Below are 15,206 nucleotides of genomic sequence, written 5' to 3' on the forward strand. Positions count from 1 at the left end.
GAGGCAATTCAGTCCAGATATCCGGCTGTGCGAAGAGCAGAACAAATCAGTAGTAGAGGGCTCTCGTCTATAACCGGCGATTTCCACAAACGTAGATTGTGTTCCTTGATTTATTTTAAATTTATGGTCAGTAAAAGTTTAAAAGAAAGACAAACCAACGAATAGTTTTATCTTTGAAGAAATTTCATTTTAAACCGATTTTACCATGGCAGATTTTAAATATCAAAAACCATTTCCGATTTTAAAAGACGATACTGAATACCGCTTGATTACCAAAGATTATGTTTCTACGGTTGAAGTGGACGGGCGTAAGATTTTAAAGGTGGAGCCAAAAGCGCTGGAAGTATTGGCAAAAGAGGCGTTTACTGATGTTTCTTTTTACCTGCGTGCTGCTCATCTTGAAAAACTGGCCAAAATTCTGGAAGATCCGGAAGCAACCGATAACGACCGCTTTGTGGCGCACACAATGTTGATGAACCAGGCAGTGTCGGCCGAAGGCGAACTTCCAACCTGCCAGGACACTGGAACGGCCATTGTACTTGGGAAAAAAGGGGAAAACGTTTTTACCGGGGCCAACGATGCCGAACATTTGTCAAAAGGTATATATGAAACTTACGACGAAAGAAACCTTCGCTATTCGCAGGTCGTTCCTTTCACCATGTTTGAAGAGAAAAATACAGGAACCAACTTGCCGGCACAGATCGATATTTATGCTGAGCAGGGTAATAAATACGAATTTCTGTTTCTGACCAAAGGTGGTGGTTCGGGAAATAAAACCTACTTGTACCAGCAAACCAAATCGTTGCTGACCGAAGAAAACCTGACCAAATTTGTAAAGGATAAGATCATGGATTTGGGTACTTCTGCTTGTCCTCCTTATCACCTGGCACTGGTAATTGGCGGAACTTCGGCTGAAGCTACACTGGCTGCCGTGAAAAAAGCTTCGGCGGGTTATTTCGATCATTTGCCGACTGAAGGAAACGAAGGCGGACAAGCTTTCCGTGATCTGGAGTGGGAAGAAAAAGTGACAAAAATTTGCCAGGAGAGTGGCGTGGGTGCTCAGTTTGGCGGAAAGTATTTTGTACACGATGTAAAAGTGATTCGTTTGCCACGTCACGCAGCATCTTGCCCGGTGGGACTGGGGGTGAGCTGTAGTGCCGACCGCAACATCAAGGCAAAAATTACTGAAGACGGAATCTTCCTGGAACAACTGGAGAAAAATCCGGCGCGCTTCCTGCCATCGAAAGCTCCGGCTATGCAACCGGCAGTGGATATCGACCTCGATCGTCCGATGGAAGAAGTGCTGAAAGAACTTACCAAATACCCGATCAAAACCCGCCTGAATTTGAACGGTACTTTGATTGTTGCCCGCGATATTGCGCATGCACAAATCAAAAAAATGCTGGATGAAGGTCAACCAATGCCGGAATATTTCAAAAATCATCCGGTGTATTATGCTGGGCCTGCCAAAACACCAAAAGGCATGGCTTCCGGAAGTTTTGGACCTACCACTGCAGGACGTATGGACCCGTATGTGGATGAATTCCAGGATCACGGTGGTTCAATGATTATGCTGGCCAAAGGCAATCGCTCACAGGCTGTTACCGATGCCTGCAAAAAACACGGAGGTTTCTACCTGGGGTCGATTGGCGGACCGGCTGCAATTCTGGCGAAAAACAGCATAAAATCAGTTGAAGTAGTAGATTTCCCTGAATTGGGGATGGAAGCTGTTCGCAAAATCAAAGTAGAGAATTTCCCTGCTTTTATTATTGTGGATGATAAAGGGAAAGACTTCTTTAAAGCGCTGTAAATTCTGAACTGATATAAAAAAAGAACCGTTCTCCTTATAAAGAGAACGGTTCTTTTTTTGCTTGCAAATTTTTTCAGGCTAACTCTATTACCGTAATCTCGGGAGGCATTCCAATTCTTCCCGGAAAACCGATGTAGCCAAAACCCCGGTTCACATACAGGTATTGCTTGCTTTCTTTGTACAGGCCTCCCCAGCGCGGATATTTGTACTGAACGGGGCTCCATTTGATTCCGGCACGTTCGATTCCAAACTGCATTCCGTGTGTGTGCCCCGAAAAAGTCAGATCAATGTTGGTTTTATCCAAAACCTCGGCATCCCAGTGCGAAGGATCATGGCTCATTAACAGTTTAAATTGGTTCGCATCCGTTTCAGCCGTTGCTTTCTTTAAATCTCCGTGTTGCGGGAAGGGTGGTTTTCCCCAATTTTCTACGCCAATCAATGCAATCTCTTCCCCGTCAATTCGAATGGTTTCTGATTCGTTTAGCAGTAGCCGAAAGCCCATTTCTTTATGAAAACCTTTGATTGCTGCCAGGTTTTTGGCCTTTTCTGCAGGTGATTTCCATTCGGAGTAATCGCCGTAATCGTGATTTCCCAAAATCGAATATTTCCCCAGGTTGGCTTTCATCTGAGCAAGAACGGGCGCCCAGTCGTTGGTTTCTTCAGCAAAATTATTGACCAAGTCACCGGTAAAAAGAATCAGGTCGGGTTCCTGCTCGTTGATCAGTTCCACTGCTTTGGCAACCTGTTCAAACTTTCGGTTAAAACTGCCTAGGTGCATATCGGAAATATGAACGATTTTCAATCCTCTAAACGAAGCCGGAAGGTTTTCGAAGCGGATTTTCTCACGCATTACCCTGAAATTGAATTTTCCTTTTGTAACTCCGTACAGAATAGAGGCAAAAGGAATGGCTGCCAAAGCCAGCCCCATTTGGTACAAAAATTCTGATCTCCCCATTTTTCTCCCCGTATAAACTTTTGTTTCCTTTTTGTTGGCACTCTTTTTTAACCAGCCAACTATTTTTCGGACACCCAACTGAATGTCATTCATCAGTACAAAGACAATAAACACAAACTTTGGAAAATAAAAGAGCGCAAAACCTGCCACCAGGTATCCGGCGTAAAGGTATGCTTCCGATTGTTTTACGTGCTTGATACCCAGCATAAACACAACAAAACTTGCGAAAATTAACATTGAAATTCCCCAGAAGGTTGTGGTTAACAATAACTTAATCCGATTCATCCGTATCCGGGCGATCAGTGGTTTTATGCCGCGCCAGGTATAAAAGTCGACGAGCAACATAAAAATAAGCAGGGGAATCAATAAAAATATACTGGCTCTCATTTACAGGTAATTCTTTTCGGTTAGCGATTCAAACGGTTCAACTTTTAAATCTACATACTATTACACTGCTAAAAACAGGTTTATTCTGAAAATGTTGTTACGAACACGCACTATTCCTGTATTTTGATGAATGACAAATAACAAACAGGAAACATTGCTTCGGTTCGTTTTCACGCAAGCCTCGTTGGGTTAAAATATCGATAGTTCGGTGCGGGTGGTGAACAATTCCAGAAACTTCATGCCGCGGTACGAATTTCCTTTAAGGTTGAGTTTCGGGCTCCACACGGCAATGCAGTAATTTTCGGGATGAATGGCCACAATGCCACCACCAACACCACTTTTCCCGGGCAATCCTACCTTAAACGAGAACTCACCCGATTCGTCATAAAATCCACAGGTTTGCATCAGGGCATTTAAGCGTTTGGTTTGGCTCATGCTAAGCAAAGTGGCACTGTTACTGGTCACATGATGCGTATCCACCAGGTACATGAAAGTTTGAGTCAGTTCGCGGCAGTTCATTTCGAGCGAACACATGTTAAAATAGAAATCCAGTACTTTGTCAGGTTCGTTCCGGATGTTGCCATACGATTTGATAAAGTTGCAAAGCGCAATATTCCGGTAGCCCACCGACTTTTCAGAACGGGCAATTCCGGCAGAATACTCCAGATCAGGATTTCCGCTCAGTTTGCGCACGAAGGCCAGAAAATCAATCGGAGCATCCTTGAGTTCGCTAATGAGCATATCGCAAATTACCAGTGCACCTCCGTTGATCAGCGGGTTACGCGGAATACCGTTATCGGTTTCCAGCTGGATGAGCGAATTGAAGGGTGTTCCCGACGGCTCAACACCCACGCGTTCCCATATTTTGTCGCCCAAAATACTGTAAGCAAGGCTCAGCGACAGAACCTTTGAAATACTTTGGATGGAAAAACGCGTCTCCCAATCGCCGGTTCCAAAGCCTTTGCCGTAAAGAGTGGTAAGATAAACTCCGAATTTCTCCGGATCAACCCCCGATAACTCTGGTATATACTGGGCCACTTCGCCTGTATTTTCTTCGTTTTTAACCGCTTCAAATATCTCGTTGATGATGGCGCCGTAATCAATTCTTGTGGTCATTCTGTTTTTGTTCTTGCACGATGCCGCGCAGTTTTTTCCCTGATTAACGGAGGTGAAGATAAAAAGCACAGTGCTTGTGAATTATGAGTTTTGTCGGGATTTGGACGAAAATAAGAAGGAATACCCGAATAATAGCTAATTTGCACGTTGAACTTGTTCTGCCAGTTGAACAGCGTATCCGGAGTTTCGATTATCATAAATAAAGAGAGCAGTGGATAAAATAAATACCATGGAAAACCTAAAAATAACCATCGTTCAACCCAACATTATTTGGGAAGATACAGCAGCCAACCTGGAAAAATATTCTCGTTTGCTTGACGGATATATTCAAACAGACGTGATTGTGCTGCCCGAAATGTTTACGACTGGTTTTTCCATGAATCCGCAAAAGTTACGAGAGCCAATGGACGGCCCAACAATCGATTGGATGAAGAAGCTGGCAGCCGGGAAGAATGCATCAGTGGTTGGGAGCGTGATAATTGAAGACCAAGGCCTGACTTACAACCGGGCCATTTGGGTTTTTCCGGATGGAAAAGCAATGAGCTACGATAAACGGCATTTGTATACAATGGGGAAGGAGCACCTTCATTATGCGGCCGGACGCTCGAAAACGATTGTGGAATACAAGGGATGGAAGTTTTGCCCCCTGATTTGCTACGATCTTCGTTTTCCGGTGTGGGCGCGCAACACAGAAGACTACGATGTGTTGATTTATGTGGCTAACTGGCCATCGCCACGACATCATGTGTGGAAAAACCTGCTGGTGGCGCGTGCCATCGAAAATCAATGTTATTGTATCGGTGTAAACCGCTCGGGGTCTGACGGCGCCGGATTGAGTTACCTTGGAAATTCAGCGTGCATTTCGCCCAAAGGCTTTGCCGATTTTCTGCCCGAAGAAGAAAGTGTGCAGACGTTTGAGATTTCGTACGATGATCTTCACAAGTTTCGAAAAAGCTTTCCTTTACTTGATGACCGGGATAGCTTTAAAATAGAAGCGTAAGTGTAATTCTTTTTGCAATTGCTTGTGATTACAAAGGACTGCCAGCAACCAATCTTAACCGGTCATATGTAGCTTCATAAACTTCATTAGCCTTCTTTATGGCAAGTTTTCTTAAATTCTTTTTCAGAATCATGCGCACCCAAGCACGGCACAGTTATTGTTAAAAAGTGTTTAAATTGAAAGTGCCTGCTAAATTTAAAGTCAGGAAATCATCAGTTCAATTCAAGTTATTTTTTTCGTGAGTCAGTCATTCTTCCTTACAGGTTTATGTTAATACACCATTTGTGAGTGTTGGAGTGATTTGAAAAGAGGGTATAACAAACTGAGCGGTAAAAGTATTGTTAAACCAAATTTTTAAGAATCATGGAACGAAAAAAATCTTTGAAAGCAGATTTGGAAGGAAAACGAAACACCTTCTTTCTCATTGGGTTGGTAGTTGCATTGGGGCTGGTTTTTACAGCATTTGAATGGACTTCCAAACCCCGAAAAGCCGAACTACAAGGCGGAACTCCTGTTTATTTCGTGGAAGATGAAATTCCCCCTATTCTAAAAGAGCCCAAAGAACAAGCTCCGGAACCGGAGAAGCCTAAGGTTATTGAGCTCATCAACATTATTCCCGACGAAATTGCCATAGCTGAAGATCCAATCTTCGATTTAGGAGAGCCGGGTGATCCTGTAATTGTTGATTTACCTGTGTTTCCTACGGTTCCGGCAGATAAGCCTGAAGAACAGATTTTTGTGAACACAGTTGAAGTACCTGCCGAATTTCCGGGTGGCGAGCGTGCCTTGTACAAATACATCAGCGATCATGTGAACTACCCCATCATTGCCCAGGAAAACGGGGTACAGGGAAAAGTTTATGTAAACTTTGTGGTGGATGAAAACGGCGATGCAATCAACGTAACAGTGGGGCGTGCCGGCGATGCTTCGCTTGATGCGGAAGCCATACGCGTAATTGAAAGCTTACCTCGTTTCAGACCTGCTAAACAAGGCGGAAGGACCGTTAAGGTATACTATACAGCCGTTATTAACTTCCAGTTGCAATAAACTATCTTATTAATAATCTTTTATTTAACTTATTTGTATTTAATTTCTCAAACATATAACTAATAAATTAGTTTGAAAACTAAACAATTAGTTATATGTTTGTCTCAATCTGATCTGCCACAGTATTTAGTTGATTTAGTTTATAGTGGTTGCAAAACTGAACGGAGTATTGTTAAACCGTAATTATTAAATCATGGAACAGAAAAAAACGTTAAAAGCTGATTTGGAGGGAAAACGAAACACCCTCTTTTTGATTGGGTTGGTAGTGGCCCTCGGCGTTACCTTGCTGGCTTTTGAGTGGACCACCAAACCCGCGAAGGCTGAATCGCTCGGGGTTTTGGAAGCGCAGGCAGTGGAAGAAGAATTTATCCCGATCACCCGCGAGCCACAAACGCAACCACCGCCACCGCCACCGCCGCCACGAGTGGTGGAAGTGCTGAACATTGTTGACGATGAAGTGCAAATTGAAGACGACCTTGAAATTGAAGATACCGAAGCCGATGAAAACACGGTGATAAACGTGGCTCCGGTTATCGAAACAAAGGAAGAGGAAGAAGTGGCGGAAGAAATCTTCTTCAACATTATTGAAGAACCGGCTGAGTTTCCGGGAGGAGACAGGGCTTTGTACAAATACATCAGCGATCAGGTAAAATATCCTGTAATTGCACAGGAAAACGGAATTCAGGGGAAAGTGTACGTAAAGTTTGTGGTAGATAAGGATGGCAGCGCCGTTAATGCCGAAATTGCCCGTCCGGTAGATAGCTCGCTTGATGCCGAAGCCCTTCGTGTGATTAACAGTTTACCTAAGTTCAAACCCGGGAAACAGCGGGGGAAGCCTGTAAAGGTTTATTACACAGCTGTAATTAATTTTCAGCTTCAGTAGAAAATGAAAGAAAAACGATATTTCAGCAATAAATTAACTAAAGAGATAGTTTTTTAACTATTTCTTTAGTTTTAGGTATGGTATTTGTTATCAAGGGTAGGGGATTATGAAGCGCATAACAAGAATGAAACAGGGTAACAAGGATGAAATATTGTTCGGTTCGTTACCCGAAAGCAGGAAGAGTTATCGTTAATCCATAGAAAAATAAGTACATCAGATCAATTAAATATTCATGAAAGAATTAACAAAAGCAGAAGAACAGGTTATGCAGTTTCTCTGGGAGCTGGAAAAAGCCTTTGTAAAAGAAATTGTAGAGCGAATGGATGAACCGAAACCGGCCTATAACACCGTGTCAACCATTATCAGGATACTGGAACGAAAAGGTTTTGTAGGGCACAATGCTTACGGGAAAACCCACGAATATTATCCCTTGATAAGCCGGAAGGAATACACGCGATCGTTTATGAAGAACTTCATGCGCAATTACTTCAGCGGTTCTTTTCAGGAAATGGTTTCGTTTTTTGCCCGCGAAGACAATATGAGTATTTCGGAGCTGGACGAGTTGATGGAAGATGTAAAGCGTGATCTTGAAAACGAAAATCCGGAAGAAAATGAACAGCGCAGTTAACTTTCTGGTAGAATCGGGCATCAGTTTGTCGATGCTCTCGCTCATTTACATCCTGTTTTTGAGAAAGGAGACTTTCTTTCGTTTAAACAGGCTGTTCCTGTTGGCTTCAGTGGCATTTTCAGTATTGTTGCCTTTCCTGCATTTTCGGGTGTATGAAGCACAACCCATTATGCTGGCCGAGGTTACAGTTACTCCCTACCGAAACCTGATGGAAGCTGTTACCATTTACGGGCAGGACTTATCCGGAAGCGTTGTGAAAACCATCAGTTCCAACTGGCTTATAATGTTTGTTTACTTGCTGGGGCTGCTCTTTTTTACCCTTCGCTTTGCGCTGAAGTTAAACCAGGTTTTCAAATTGATCCGTAAAAATCCGGTTCAGACAAGCGGAAAAATAAAGTTTGTATTACTGGAAACCGAAATGAGTCCTTTTTCTTTTTTGAATTATGTGTTTGTTAACCCGCAGCGAAGAGAAGACAAGGACTACAAAGAAGTGCTGGCCCACGAAATGGAACATATTCGCCAGGGGCACACATTTGACGTGCTGATTCTGGAAGTACTGACCATTCTGCAGTGGTTCAACCCCTTTATGTGGATGCTGAAAAGCGTGATCCGCGAAAACCACGAGTTTTTGGCCGATCGTGCCGTACTGAATTCAGGCGTAAATGCTGCTCGTTACAAGCAGTTGCTGCTTAACCAGGCGTTGGGCCTCCAACCTGAAGTTGCCAATCATTTCAACTCATCATTAATAAAAAAACGCATTAAAATGATCTCAAAGATTAAATCATCGAAGTTAGCCAACATTAAATATGTGGCAGGTGCTATTAGCATCATCGCGCTGGTAACCGTTTTTGCCTGCGAGAACAAAGAAACAATGGATATGGAAGCGAATACTGACAAGTCGGCTTCCCTGCAACTGTCAATTGAAGACGGGAAAATAAAACTTAGCGGCGAAGATGCGGACATTCAGAAAATTGAAGAAATTCTGTCGGCCGGAAATATCCGGGTGTCCAAAGACAGCCTGGGAAATACTTACATGTGGAGCGAAAAATCGCAAAAATCAGCTTATGTTGGAAATGAAGACACGGACAATGTATTCTTGATTGTAGAAGATATGCCCGTGTTTCCGGGAGGTGAGCTTGCTTTGCGCAAGTACATTGCGAACACAGTTAAATATCCGGTATTGGCGCAGGAAAACGGTATTCAGGGAAAAGTATATGTAACTTTTGTGGTGGGAAAAGACGGCTACGTAAAAGATGCCAGAATTGCCCGAGGTGTTGATCCGGTGCTTGACAAAGAGGCTTTACGCGTGGTAAATACCTTGCCTCAATGGAAACCGGGAAAACAAAAGGGAAAATTTGTGGACGTAAGCTACACGGTACCGATCAATTTTGCGTTGCAGTAAAGCTTTGATTATTAGTCGTATTCTATCTGTAGATTGTTTAAGATATTGAAGTCAGTCAGAAACGCGGAGAATATTTTCAGTCTACTTTACTCCACTTATAATGAGGAATCTGGATACGTTGGGTATTCACTTTCAGATAGAAAAAATCGAATATAAAGATTCAGACATGACACACGCATTTAAATACATACTGATCAGTTTTCTGATGCTTCCCGTTTTAACACAAGCGCAGCATTCCATCGATCAGCTGATTATAAACAAGAACTACCCCAAAGCATTGGTAGAAATCAATAAACAGCTGGAGAAAGCTCCTTCGGCAGAGTTGTACCTGAAAAAAGGCGTGGTGTATCAAAACCTGCAGGATTACCAGCAGGCCGTGGCAGCATTTTCAGAAGGACTGATGTATGAGCCCGAAAATGTAACAATGCTGGGAGAGACAGCCGAAAGTTTTGCCATTTTAGGAAACAACCAGGATGCCGTTTCATTTTATCAAAAAGCGGTTGATCTGGCGCCCGACGACCTGGTGCTGGCCGGGAAACTGGGGCGTGTGTTTATCAACCTGAAAGACCATAACAAAGCTTACGATGTTTTTTCTTCTATTTATGCACGCGATTCGTCCAATGTATTTTGGAATAAACAGCTGGCCTATTGTGCGTTTAAGGTTTTTAAACGTAAGCAGGCCGTTTATTTATACGAAAACGTGCTGGAAGCCAACCCGCGCGACTATACTTCGTATCTGAACCTGCTTAATTGCTATCACCCGCAGAAAGAAGGGAATCAGATTATGGCGACCATCGAAAAAGGCCTGATTCAGTTTCCGGGTGATCCTGATTTGTTGCTGGAAAAAGCCATGTTTCTGTACCGTACCAAACGTTACGGGCCGGCCATGATTCATTTTGAAAAGTACCTGGAAGCGGAAAAACAACCGGAGTACGATACCGAAATGAACTACGGTATTGCCACTTATTTTGCGGGTTTTGAAGACAAAGCGCTGGGTATTTTCAATAAACTGAACCAGTTAAATCCGAACGATGCATTGGTCATCTATTACCAAAGTTTATGCTACAAAAAGATGAAGGATTTTGAGCAGGCCGGGAAACTGATGCAATGGGCGATTGATGCTTCAACGCCGGATTATGTGGCCGAAATGTATCATCATTTGGGGCAAATATTCGGACAGCAGCGAATGTTCAAAGAGTCGGTTGAAGCCCTGAATAAAGCATTGGAACTCAACCCGGAAAAAGTGGAGGTTCTGTTTGAAATTGCGACTACTTACGAGGAATTTAACTCCAATAAAACACTGGCACTAAACTACTATAATATATACATCAAAGAAGCCGGAGAGGGCGGCAAGAACATTTCTTACGCCCTCGACCGGATTGAAAAACTTAAGGAAGATCTCTTTTTTGAAGAGTAGCCTCCTGTAAAGAAATTCCGGCAGGTATTTCGCGTGCCGGAATTCTTTTCTTTCGTGCCTTTCGGTACAAGCGAGTGAGTGATTTGCGCATCCAAGGCATTTTGTAGTATTTGTACAGTTTGAAACTGAGGATAATACTTCCGCTCCCGACGACCGAGCCCGCTACTACATCTATCAGAAAATGCTGCGACAGGTAGATTCTGGAATAACCGGTTAGCCATGCTATTATGAAAAAGGAAAATTTGGTAGCATTGTTTTTTGTGAGTGTTGCCAACATCAGGAAAACAGTAAACGCGGTGGTGGTGTGTCCCGAAGGAAAGCTGCGAATCGAATGCAGTTTAACTCCCTGAACAAAATGCAGCTGGTGTGTTTCGTACAATTCAAAATATTTGGAAGGGCGGTACATATCGGGTAGTAAAGCTTGTTTAAATACGAAAACAAGCAGGTTACTTAGCAATATGGCCGTAATAAATACGATAAAGAACTTAAACTTTCGCTGCATTAGAAACAGAAAAACAGCCAGGTAGAACAGTCCGTTTCCCAGGTAAGTAACCAGTCTGAAAAAGTGGTCGAAAACCGGAGCGTGTAATTGGTTGAGAAAAAGATGGATTTCAACTTTCGGGAAAAGGGAGATAAAAACAAGGCTTATCACGATGAACAACGCTTGTGGAATCAGAAAAAAACGGTTCCTGAATACAAATTTCTTCACTTTTGCTATTGTTGGTTTGTTTAGTTCAAAGCTACAATGAAAGTAGGGGGGGAATGTTTGCTGTTTGTTACCTGTTTGATAACAAAAGGTTTATCTGAAGGCAGTTTAATCTTGGGAAACAGGTTGTACGTTAAAAAATCGGGATGATTGTGTAATCTTTTTGTGTTTGCGTGGATAGAGGCCAACTTATGATAGTATACAAAAAAAGAGCTATCCTTTTTTAGCAGGATAGCTCCGTAGTAAGTATTTATAGATTGTAAAAGTATTAACCGTCAAATTTTGACTATTCTGTGATGATTGTACCGTCAGCAGAAATTTTCAGATAAACTTCAGTGTCGTTTTGCTCCAGCTCAAAAAGGTAGAACTCAGCATCGGCGGTCTCAACAAATTCAACGTCGTCGATTTCGTAAGCAGCATATTCCGAATTGGCAAGTGCAGTCATTACCGCTTCCGGAACATTTGCCTGTTTTACATCGGTGGTGGTTTTTATCCAGGTGCCATTCTCCGAATATTCAACTTCCCGGTATGTATCACCATCTTTTATCAGAATTTCAAATACTCCGTCTTCCAGTTCCGATTCCACAACAACCGCATTGGGGTATTTATCGGCAAGGTGCGAAAGGATGGCTTCCGACAGGGGTAGCGGAATATAATCGTCATCTAAAGAGCTGTCGCTTACTTTTATTAACTCGCCTTCATCGGTAAAATACAGATCCAGTTCTTTGTCGCCGCTTTCCACTTCCATGATAAACAAGCTTTCTCCTTCCGGACGTTCCACTTTATCAACGTCGTCGATTTCCCACGAAGCATATTCTCCTGCTTCAAAAGAATTACGAATAACTTCCGGTAACTGCTGGTATGCCAGATCGGTTTCGGTATAGATCCAGTTTCCATCCTGGCTGAACCAGGCTTCCATTTCACTGTTTTCCATCGCGAATTCGGCTACATAGTAGGTGCTTTTCAAATCCCAGTCAACTTTGTTTACGTTGGGGTACTTGGCTTCAAAAGTACTTTCTACCGCTGCATTTACTGAAACTGAGTTGTCGTCGTCGCTACACGAAGCAGCCAACAGGCCTGCCGAAAGAATTGATGCGAAATAAATTGTTTTCTTCATTTCTAATTGTTTTTATGAATTAATATGAATTGATAATGTGGCTTTCCAGCACTTATGATTATACTGTCTTTTGGTGGGGCGATTGATTTGTAAGATTAATCATCTAACCCGATAAAGTTGTAATCGTTGTCAAAGTTCAGTTCCATCTCGTTGCTTAGTTTTACCTCCGTTTTCCATCTTTCCCGGTCTATTTCCAGAACGTTTTGCTGTGAGTGGTTTTGTGCTACAAAATCCAGAATTGGTTGAGGAACAGCACTCGGCGGAATGGCTGAAAACTTGAAATCAATTTCTTTCCATTGTCCGCTCCTCGAAAATTCAAGTTTGTTTCCGTCGGCAAAGATTACTTTGTAACTAAGCTCCAGAAAATCTACTTCTTTGGCTGTGTACGATATTTTCAGATCGGGAAAATGATCTTTTATAAACTTCCGCGAAGTTTCCGGGAGTTGCTCAAAAGGAATCATTTTATAATTGCCGGCTTTTACTCCGCTGTTCAGAGCAAAAAGGCAGAACAGTATTAAAAAAGAATGTTTCATGGTTTCTGTTTTTTGTTAATGATTACGGGGACAAAAATGAGGGACAATTCTGAAATAAATTTGAAATAAGCGCACACTGACAAAATTTTCCAGAAAGTTTCAGGGATGAACCAGGTGCTGTTAAATCAGTATCGAGGCCGGAAAGACAAGCCGGAACCGATGTCTGTCATTGTTAAAAGTGTACTCCCGCTTGATGTTATATAATTTGCAAATAGAATTGACAAGTGCCAGTCCCAGCCCGGTAGACCCTGCTTTTTTGCTTCCCTGGTAAAAACGTTTAAAAATCTCTTCTTCAGGCAAAGCCCTGGTTTGTCCGCTGTTCTCAACAATCAATTCCGATTTTTGTATAAAAACACTTACCTGTCCATACTCCTGATTATGTACAAACGCATTTTTAAGAAGGTTGCGAATCAGGATATTGGAAAGGGTTTCATTCATTCGGGGTTGTAAAATGCTGCTTTCTTCAATGTTGACATCGATGTTTTGATGGGCAAAAACTTCATTAAAATCATCCAGAAGTTTTTTTGTCAGGTCGTTTATGTTGATGGTTTTTGTGTCCTGAAACTGGAAATTGTCAATTTTGGTAAGCAGAAGCAGTGTCCGGTTTAGCTTAACCAGGTGCTCCAAATCCTCTAATGTTTTTAAGATCTCTTTCAGCTGTTTCTCCGAAAGCTCAGGATCGTTCATCAACAACTCCAGCCGGTTTTTACAAACAGCCAGTGGCGTCTGTATTTCGTGCGAAGCATGGCCGATAAATAGCTTTTGCTGTTCATACATTTCCGCATTTCTCCGGGCAGTTTTCAGCATTGCTTCGTTTAAGCGTTTAAATTCTTCTACCTTGGTAGAATTGGAAAGAACAGGGATTTTTTGGCCGATAGTATAACTTCTCAGCCAGCTTAAAAGTGCGTACAAAGGCCTGAAGCTTTGGCGCAAAATCCAGAAATTAACAAGGGCAATGCTTACCAATAGCAGCAAATACAGGAAAATTATCCAATAAAGAATGGTTTCCTGTAAATCATCTTTTTCGATGGTTGGAATGGCGACGGTTAGTTCAAAAAACTGATCGTTTGAGTTCCGAAATATTGTTTTTAAGATGCGCGCCGGCTCTGTTTCTTTTTTCGACTCAATGTACACCATTTCGTCGCTGTAGCGAAAGCCTTCGTGTTGTGCGGCATACTCGTTGGTTACCGGCCGAATGAAATAGCTGTTGTTTGTTCCGTTGTTTTCCGAGGGGAGTTGCCGGCCGGCAAGTGCCAGGGTAATAATTTGTTCCGAATAATCCTCCAGCGAATCATCCGTTTCGTCGTTTATTTCATCCATCAGAATAAAATAAAAAATACTGGCCCATACAGTGAGCAAGAGAAGCAGCACTGTGGATATACGTATGGTTATTCGATGGACAAGTTTCATTTACTTTTATATTAATGGTTACCGCAGATACATAATTTATTCGGCAATCAGCCTGTATCCCAGGCCGTAAACCGATTTTATTTCGATGGAAGCACCTGCTTCTTTCAGTTTTTTTCGAAGGTTTTTGATTTGCGCATAAATAAAATCAAAATTGTCAACCTGGTCAATGTGGTCTCCCCAAACCGATTCAGCCAGGTTGGTTTTGTTTACCAGGTAACCCGGCCTGATCATAAAGAAATGCAAAATGTCGTATTCTTTTCGCAACAACTCAATAGGCGTTTCATTTACATGTACTTCAAATTTATCGGGGTAAAGCTTTACGTTTCCAAGTACAATGCTCAGTTGTCCGCCAACCTGGTTTCGGCGAATAACGCTTTTGATGCGGGCATTCAGTTCCGAGAGGTCAAAGGGCTTGGTAAGATAATCGTCGGCGCCAAGTTCCAGCCCGGCTACTTTGTCGTCCACTGAATCTTTGGCTGAAATAATGATAACATTGTCTTTCTTGTTCAGAGCCTTCAAATTCTTCAACAGCGACAAGCCGCTACCATCCGGAAGCATGATATCGAGCAGAATACAGCTGTAATCGTAATCTTCCATTTTTCTCATTGCATCCACGTATGTTTCAGCCGTTTCCACAATGTAGCGTTCCTGTGTAAGGTAGCGCTCCATAATTTCTTTTAAGGAAGGTTCGTCTTCAACAATTAATATTTTCACGCCTTTTTTATGCAAAGTAAGAAATATAAAACTGAAATAATTCTGAAATATTTAAGGAGATACTGCAATCGTTCATTCACA

At 42.4% G+C, this 15,206-nt stretch carries 14 protein-coding genes; 7 read left to right on the top strand and 7 right to left on the bottom strand.

The window, feature by feature from the left end:
* Nucleotides 1–205 precede the first annotated feature (205 nt).
* Nucleotides 206–1,810, top strand: a complete 1,605-nt coding sequence (locus tag D1614_RS13840; RefSeq protein WP_119438542.1) for a fumarate hydratase — start codon at nt 206–208, stop codon at nt 1,808–1,810.
* 73 nt (nt 1,811–1,883) lie between these two features.
* Here the strand turns inward: D1614_RS13840 and D1614_RS13845 are convergent, their stop codons facing one another.
* Both D1614_RS13845 and D1614_RS13850 read right to left on the bottom strand, forming a co-directional pair.
* Complete coding sequence (locus D1614_RS13845) at nt 1,884–3,152, bottom strand: metallophosphoesterase (RefSeq protein WP_119438543.1); 1,269 nt, start codon at nt 3,150–3,152, stop codon at nt 1,884–1,886.
* Nucleotides 3,153–3,341: 189 nt separating this feature from the next.
* Nucleotides 3,342–4,268, bottom strand: coding sequence for a glutaminase (locus tag D1614_RS13850; RefSeq protein ID WP_119438544.1), 927 nt, complete (start codon nt 4,266–4,268; stop codon nt 3,342–3,344).
* Between the two features lie 229 nt (nt 4,269–4,497).
* On the opposite strand from D1614_RS13850, the gene D1614_RS13860 reads away from it, so the two are divergent.
* From D1614_RS13860 to D1614_RS13885, 6 genes are all read left to right on the top strand, one after another.
* On the top strand, nt 4,498–5,268 hold the full coding sequence (locus tag D1614_RS13860) for an amidohydrolase (RefSeq protein WP_119438661.1): 771 nt from the start codon (nt 4,498–4,500) through the stop codon (nt 5,266–5,268).
* A gap of 363 nt (nt 5,269–5,631) precedes the next feature.
* Nucleotides 5,632–6,315: an energy transducer TonB gene (locus D1614_RS13865; protein WP_119438546.1), complete on the top strand. Its 684-nt coding sequence runs from the start codon at nt 5,632–5,634 to the stop codon at nt 6,313–6,315.
* Between the two features lie 193 nt (nt 6,316–6,508).
* Nucleotides 6,509–7,198 carry an energy transducer TonB gene (locus D1614_RS13870; protein WP_119438547.1) on the top strand — a complete coding sequence of 230 codons (690 nt, stop codon included), beginning with the start codon at nt 6,509–6,511 and terminating at the stop codon, nt 7,196–7,198.
* 232 nt (nt 7,199–7,430) lie between these two features.
* Nucleotides 7,431–7,826, top strand: a complete 396-nt coding sequence (locus tag D1614_RS13875; RefSeq protein ID WP_119438548.1) for a BlaI/MecI/CopY family transcriptional regulator — start codon at nt 7,431–7,433, stop codon at nt 7,824–7,826.
* Nucleotides 7,810–9,228: a M56 family metallopeptidase gene (locus D1614_RS13880; protein ID WP_119438549.1), complete on the top strand. Its 1,419-nt coding sequence runs from the start codon at nt 7,810–7,812 to the stop codon at nt 9,226–9,228. The genes D1614_RS13875 and D1614_RS13880 overlap by 17 nt, the downstream gene beginning before the upstream one ends.
* Nucleotides 9,229–9,394: 166 nt before the next feature.
* Nucleotides 9,395–10,645 carry a tetratricopeptide repeat protein gene (locus D1614_RS13885; RefSeq protein ID WP_162304506.1) on the top strand — a complete coding sequence of 417 codons (1,251 nt, stop codon included), beginning with the start codon at nt 9,395–9,397 and terminating at the stop codon, nt 10,643–10,645.
* Here the strand turns inward: D1614_RS13885 and D1614_RS13890 are convergent.
* The 5 genes from D1614_RS13890 to D1614_RS13910 all read right to left on the bottom strand — a co-directional run bounded on the left by D1614_RS13890 (nt 10,617) and on the right by D1614_RS13910 (nt 15,125).
* Nucleotides 10,617–11,354 carry a phosphatase PAP2 family protein gene (locus tag D1614_RS13890; RefSeq protein ID WP_162304507.1) on the bottom strand — a complete coding sequence of 246 codons (738 nt, stop codon included), beginning with the start codon at nt 11,352–11,354 and terminating at the stop codon, nt 10,617–10,619. The genes D1614_RS13885 and D1614_RS13890 overlap by 29 nt on opposite strands.
* Nucleotides 11,355–11,637: 283 nt before the next feature.
* Nucleotides 11,638–12,468, bottom strand: a complete 831-nt coding sequence (locus tag D1614_RS13895; protein ID WP_119438552.1) for a PepSY-like domain-containing protein — start codon at nt 12,466–12,468, stop codon at nt 11,638–11,640.
* A gap of 95 nt (nt 12,469–12,563) precedes the next feature.
* Nucleotides 12,564–13,001, bottom strand: coding sequence for a PepSY-like domain-containing protein (locus D1614_RS13900; protein WP_119438553.1), 438 nt, complete (start codon nt 12,999–13,001; stop codon nt 12,564–12,566).
* 120 nt (nt 13,002–13,121) lie between these two features.
* On the bottom strand, nt 13,122–14,411 hold the full coding sequence (locus D1614_RS13905; protein ID WP_119438554.1) for a sensor histidine kinase: 1,290 nt from the start codon (nt 14,409–14,411) through the stop codon (nt 13,122–13,124).
* Between the two features lie 36 nt (nt 14,412–14,447).
* Nucleotides 14,448–15,125 (bottom strand): response regulator transcription factor, encoded by a 678-nt coding sequence (locus D1614_RS13910; protein WP_119438662.1) that lies wholly within the window; start codon nt 15,123–15,125, stop codon nt 14,448–14,450.
* Nucleotides 15,126–15,206 lie beyond the last annotated feature (81 nt).

The organism is Maribellus luteus, from assembly GCF_003576475.1.
Lineage (GTDB): Bacteria > Bacteroidota > Bacteroidia > Bacteroidales > Prolixibacteraceae > Draconibacterium > Draconibacterium luteum.

What these genes read in the sequence shown, in the direction of transcription:
- D1614_RS13840 (WP_119438542.1), top strand. Translation starts at nt 206, where the DNA reads ATGGCAGATTTTAAATATCAAAAACCATTTCCGATTTTAAAAGACGAT.
- D1614_RS13895 (WP_119438552.1), bottom strand. Translation starts at nt 12,468, where the DNA reads ATGAAGAAAACAATTTATTTCGCATCAATTCTTTCGGCAGGCCTGTTG.
- D1614_RS13905 (WP_119438554.1), bottom strand. Translation starts at nt 14,411, where the DNA reads ATGAAACTTGTCCATCGAATAACCATACGTATATCCACAGTGCTGCTT.
- D1614_RS13845 (WP_119438543.1), bottom strand. Translation starts at nt 3,152, where the DNA reads ATGAGAGCCAGTATATTTTTATTGATTCCCCTGCTTATTTTTATGTTG.
- D1614_RS13870 (WP_119438547.1), top strand. Translation starts at nt 6,509, where the DNA reads ATGGAACAGAAAAAAACGTTAAAAGCTGATTTGGAGGGAAAACGAAAC.
- D1614_RS13865 (WP_119438546.1), top strand. Translation starts at nt 5,632, where the DNA reads ATGGAACGAAAAAAATCTTTGAAAGCAGATTTGGAAGGAAAACGAAAC.
- D1614_RS13875 (WP_119438548.1), top strand. Translation starts at nt 7,431, where the DNA reads ATGAAAGAATTAACAAAAGCAGAAGAACAGGTTATGCAGTTTCTCTGG.
- D1614_RS13860 (WP_119438661.1), top strand. Translation starts at nt 4,498, where the DNA reads ATGGAAAACCTAAAAATAACCATCGTTCAACCCAACATTATTTGGGAA.
- D1614_RS13850 (WP_119438544.1), bottom strand. Translation starts at nt 4,268, where the DNA reads ATGACCACAAGAATTGATTACGGCGCCATCATCAACGAGATATTTGAA.
- D1614_RS13885 (WP_162304506.1), top strand. Translation starts at nt 9,395, where the DNA reads ATGACACACGCATTTAAATACATACTGATCAGTTTTCTGATGCTTCCC.
- D1614_RS13900 (WP_119438553.1), bottom strand. Translation starts at nt 13,001, where the DNA reads ATGAAACATTCTTTTTTAATACTGTTCTGCCTTTTTGCTCTGAACAGC.
- D1614_RS13880 (WP_119438549.1), top strand. Translation starts at nt 7,810, where the DNA reads ATGAACAGCGCAGTTAACTTTCTGGTAGAATCGGGCATCAGTTTGTCG.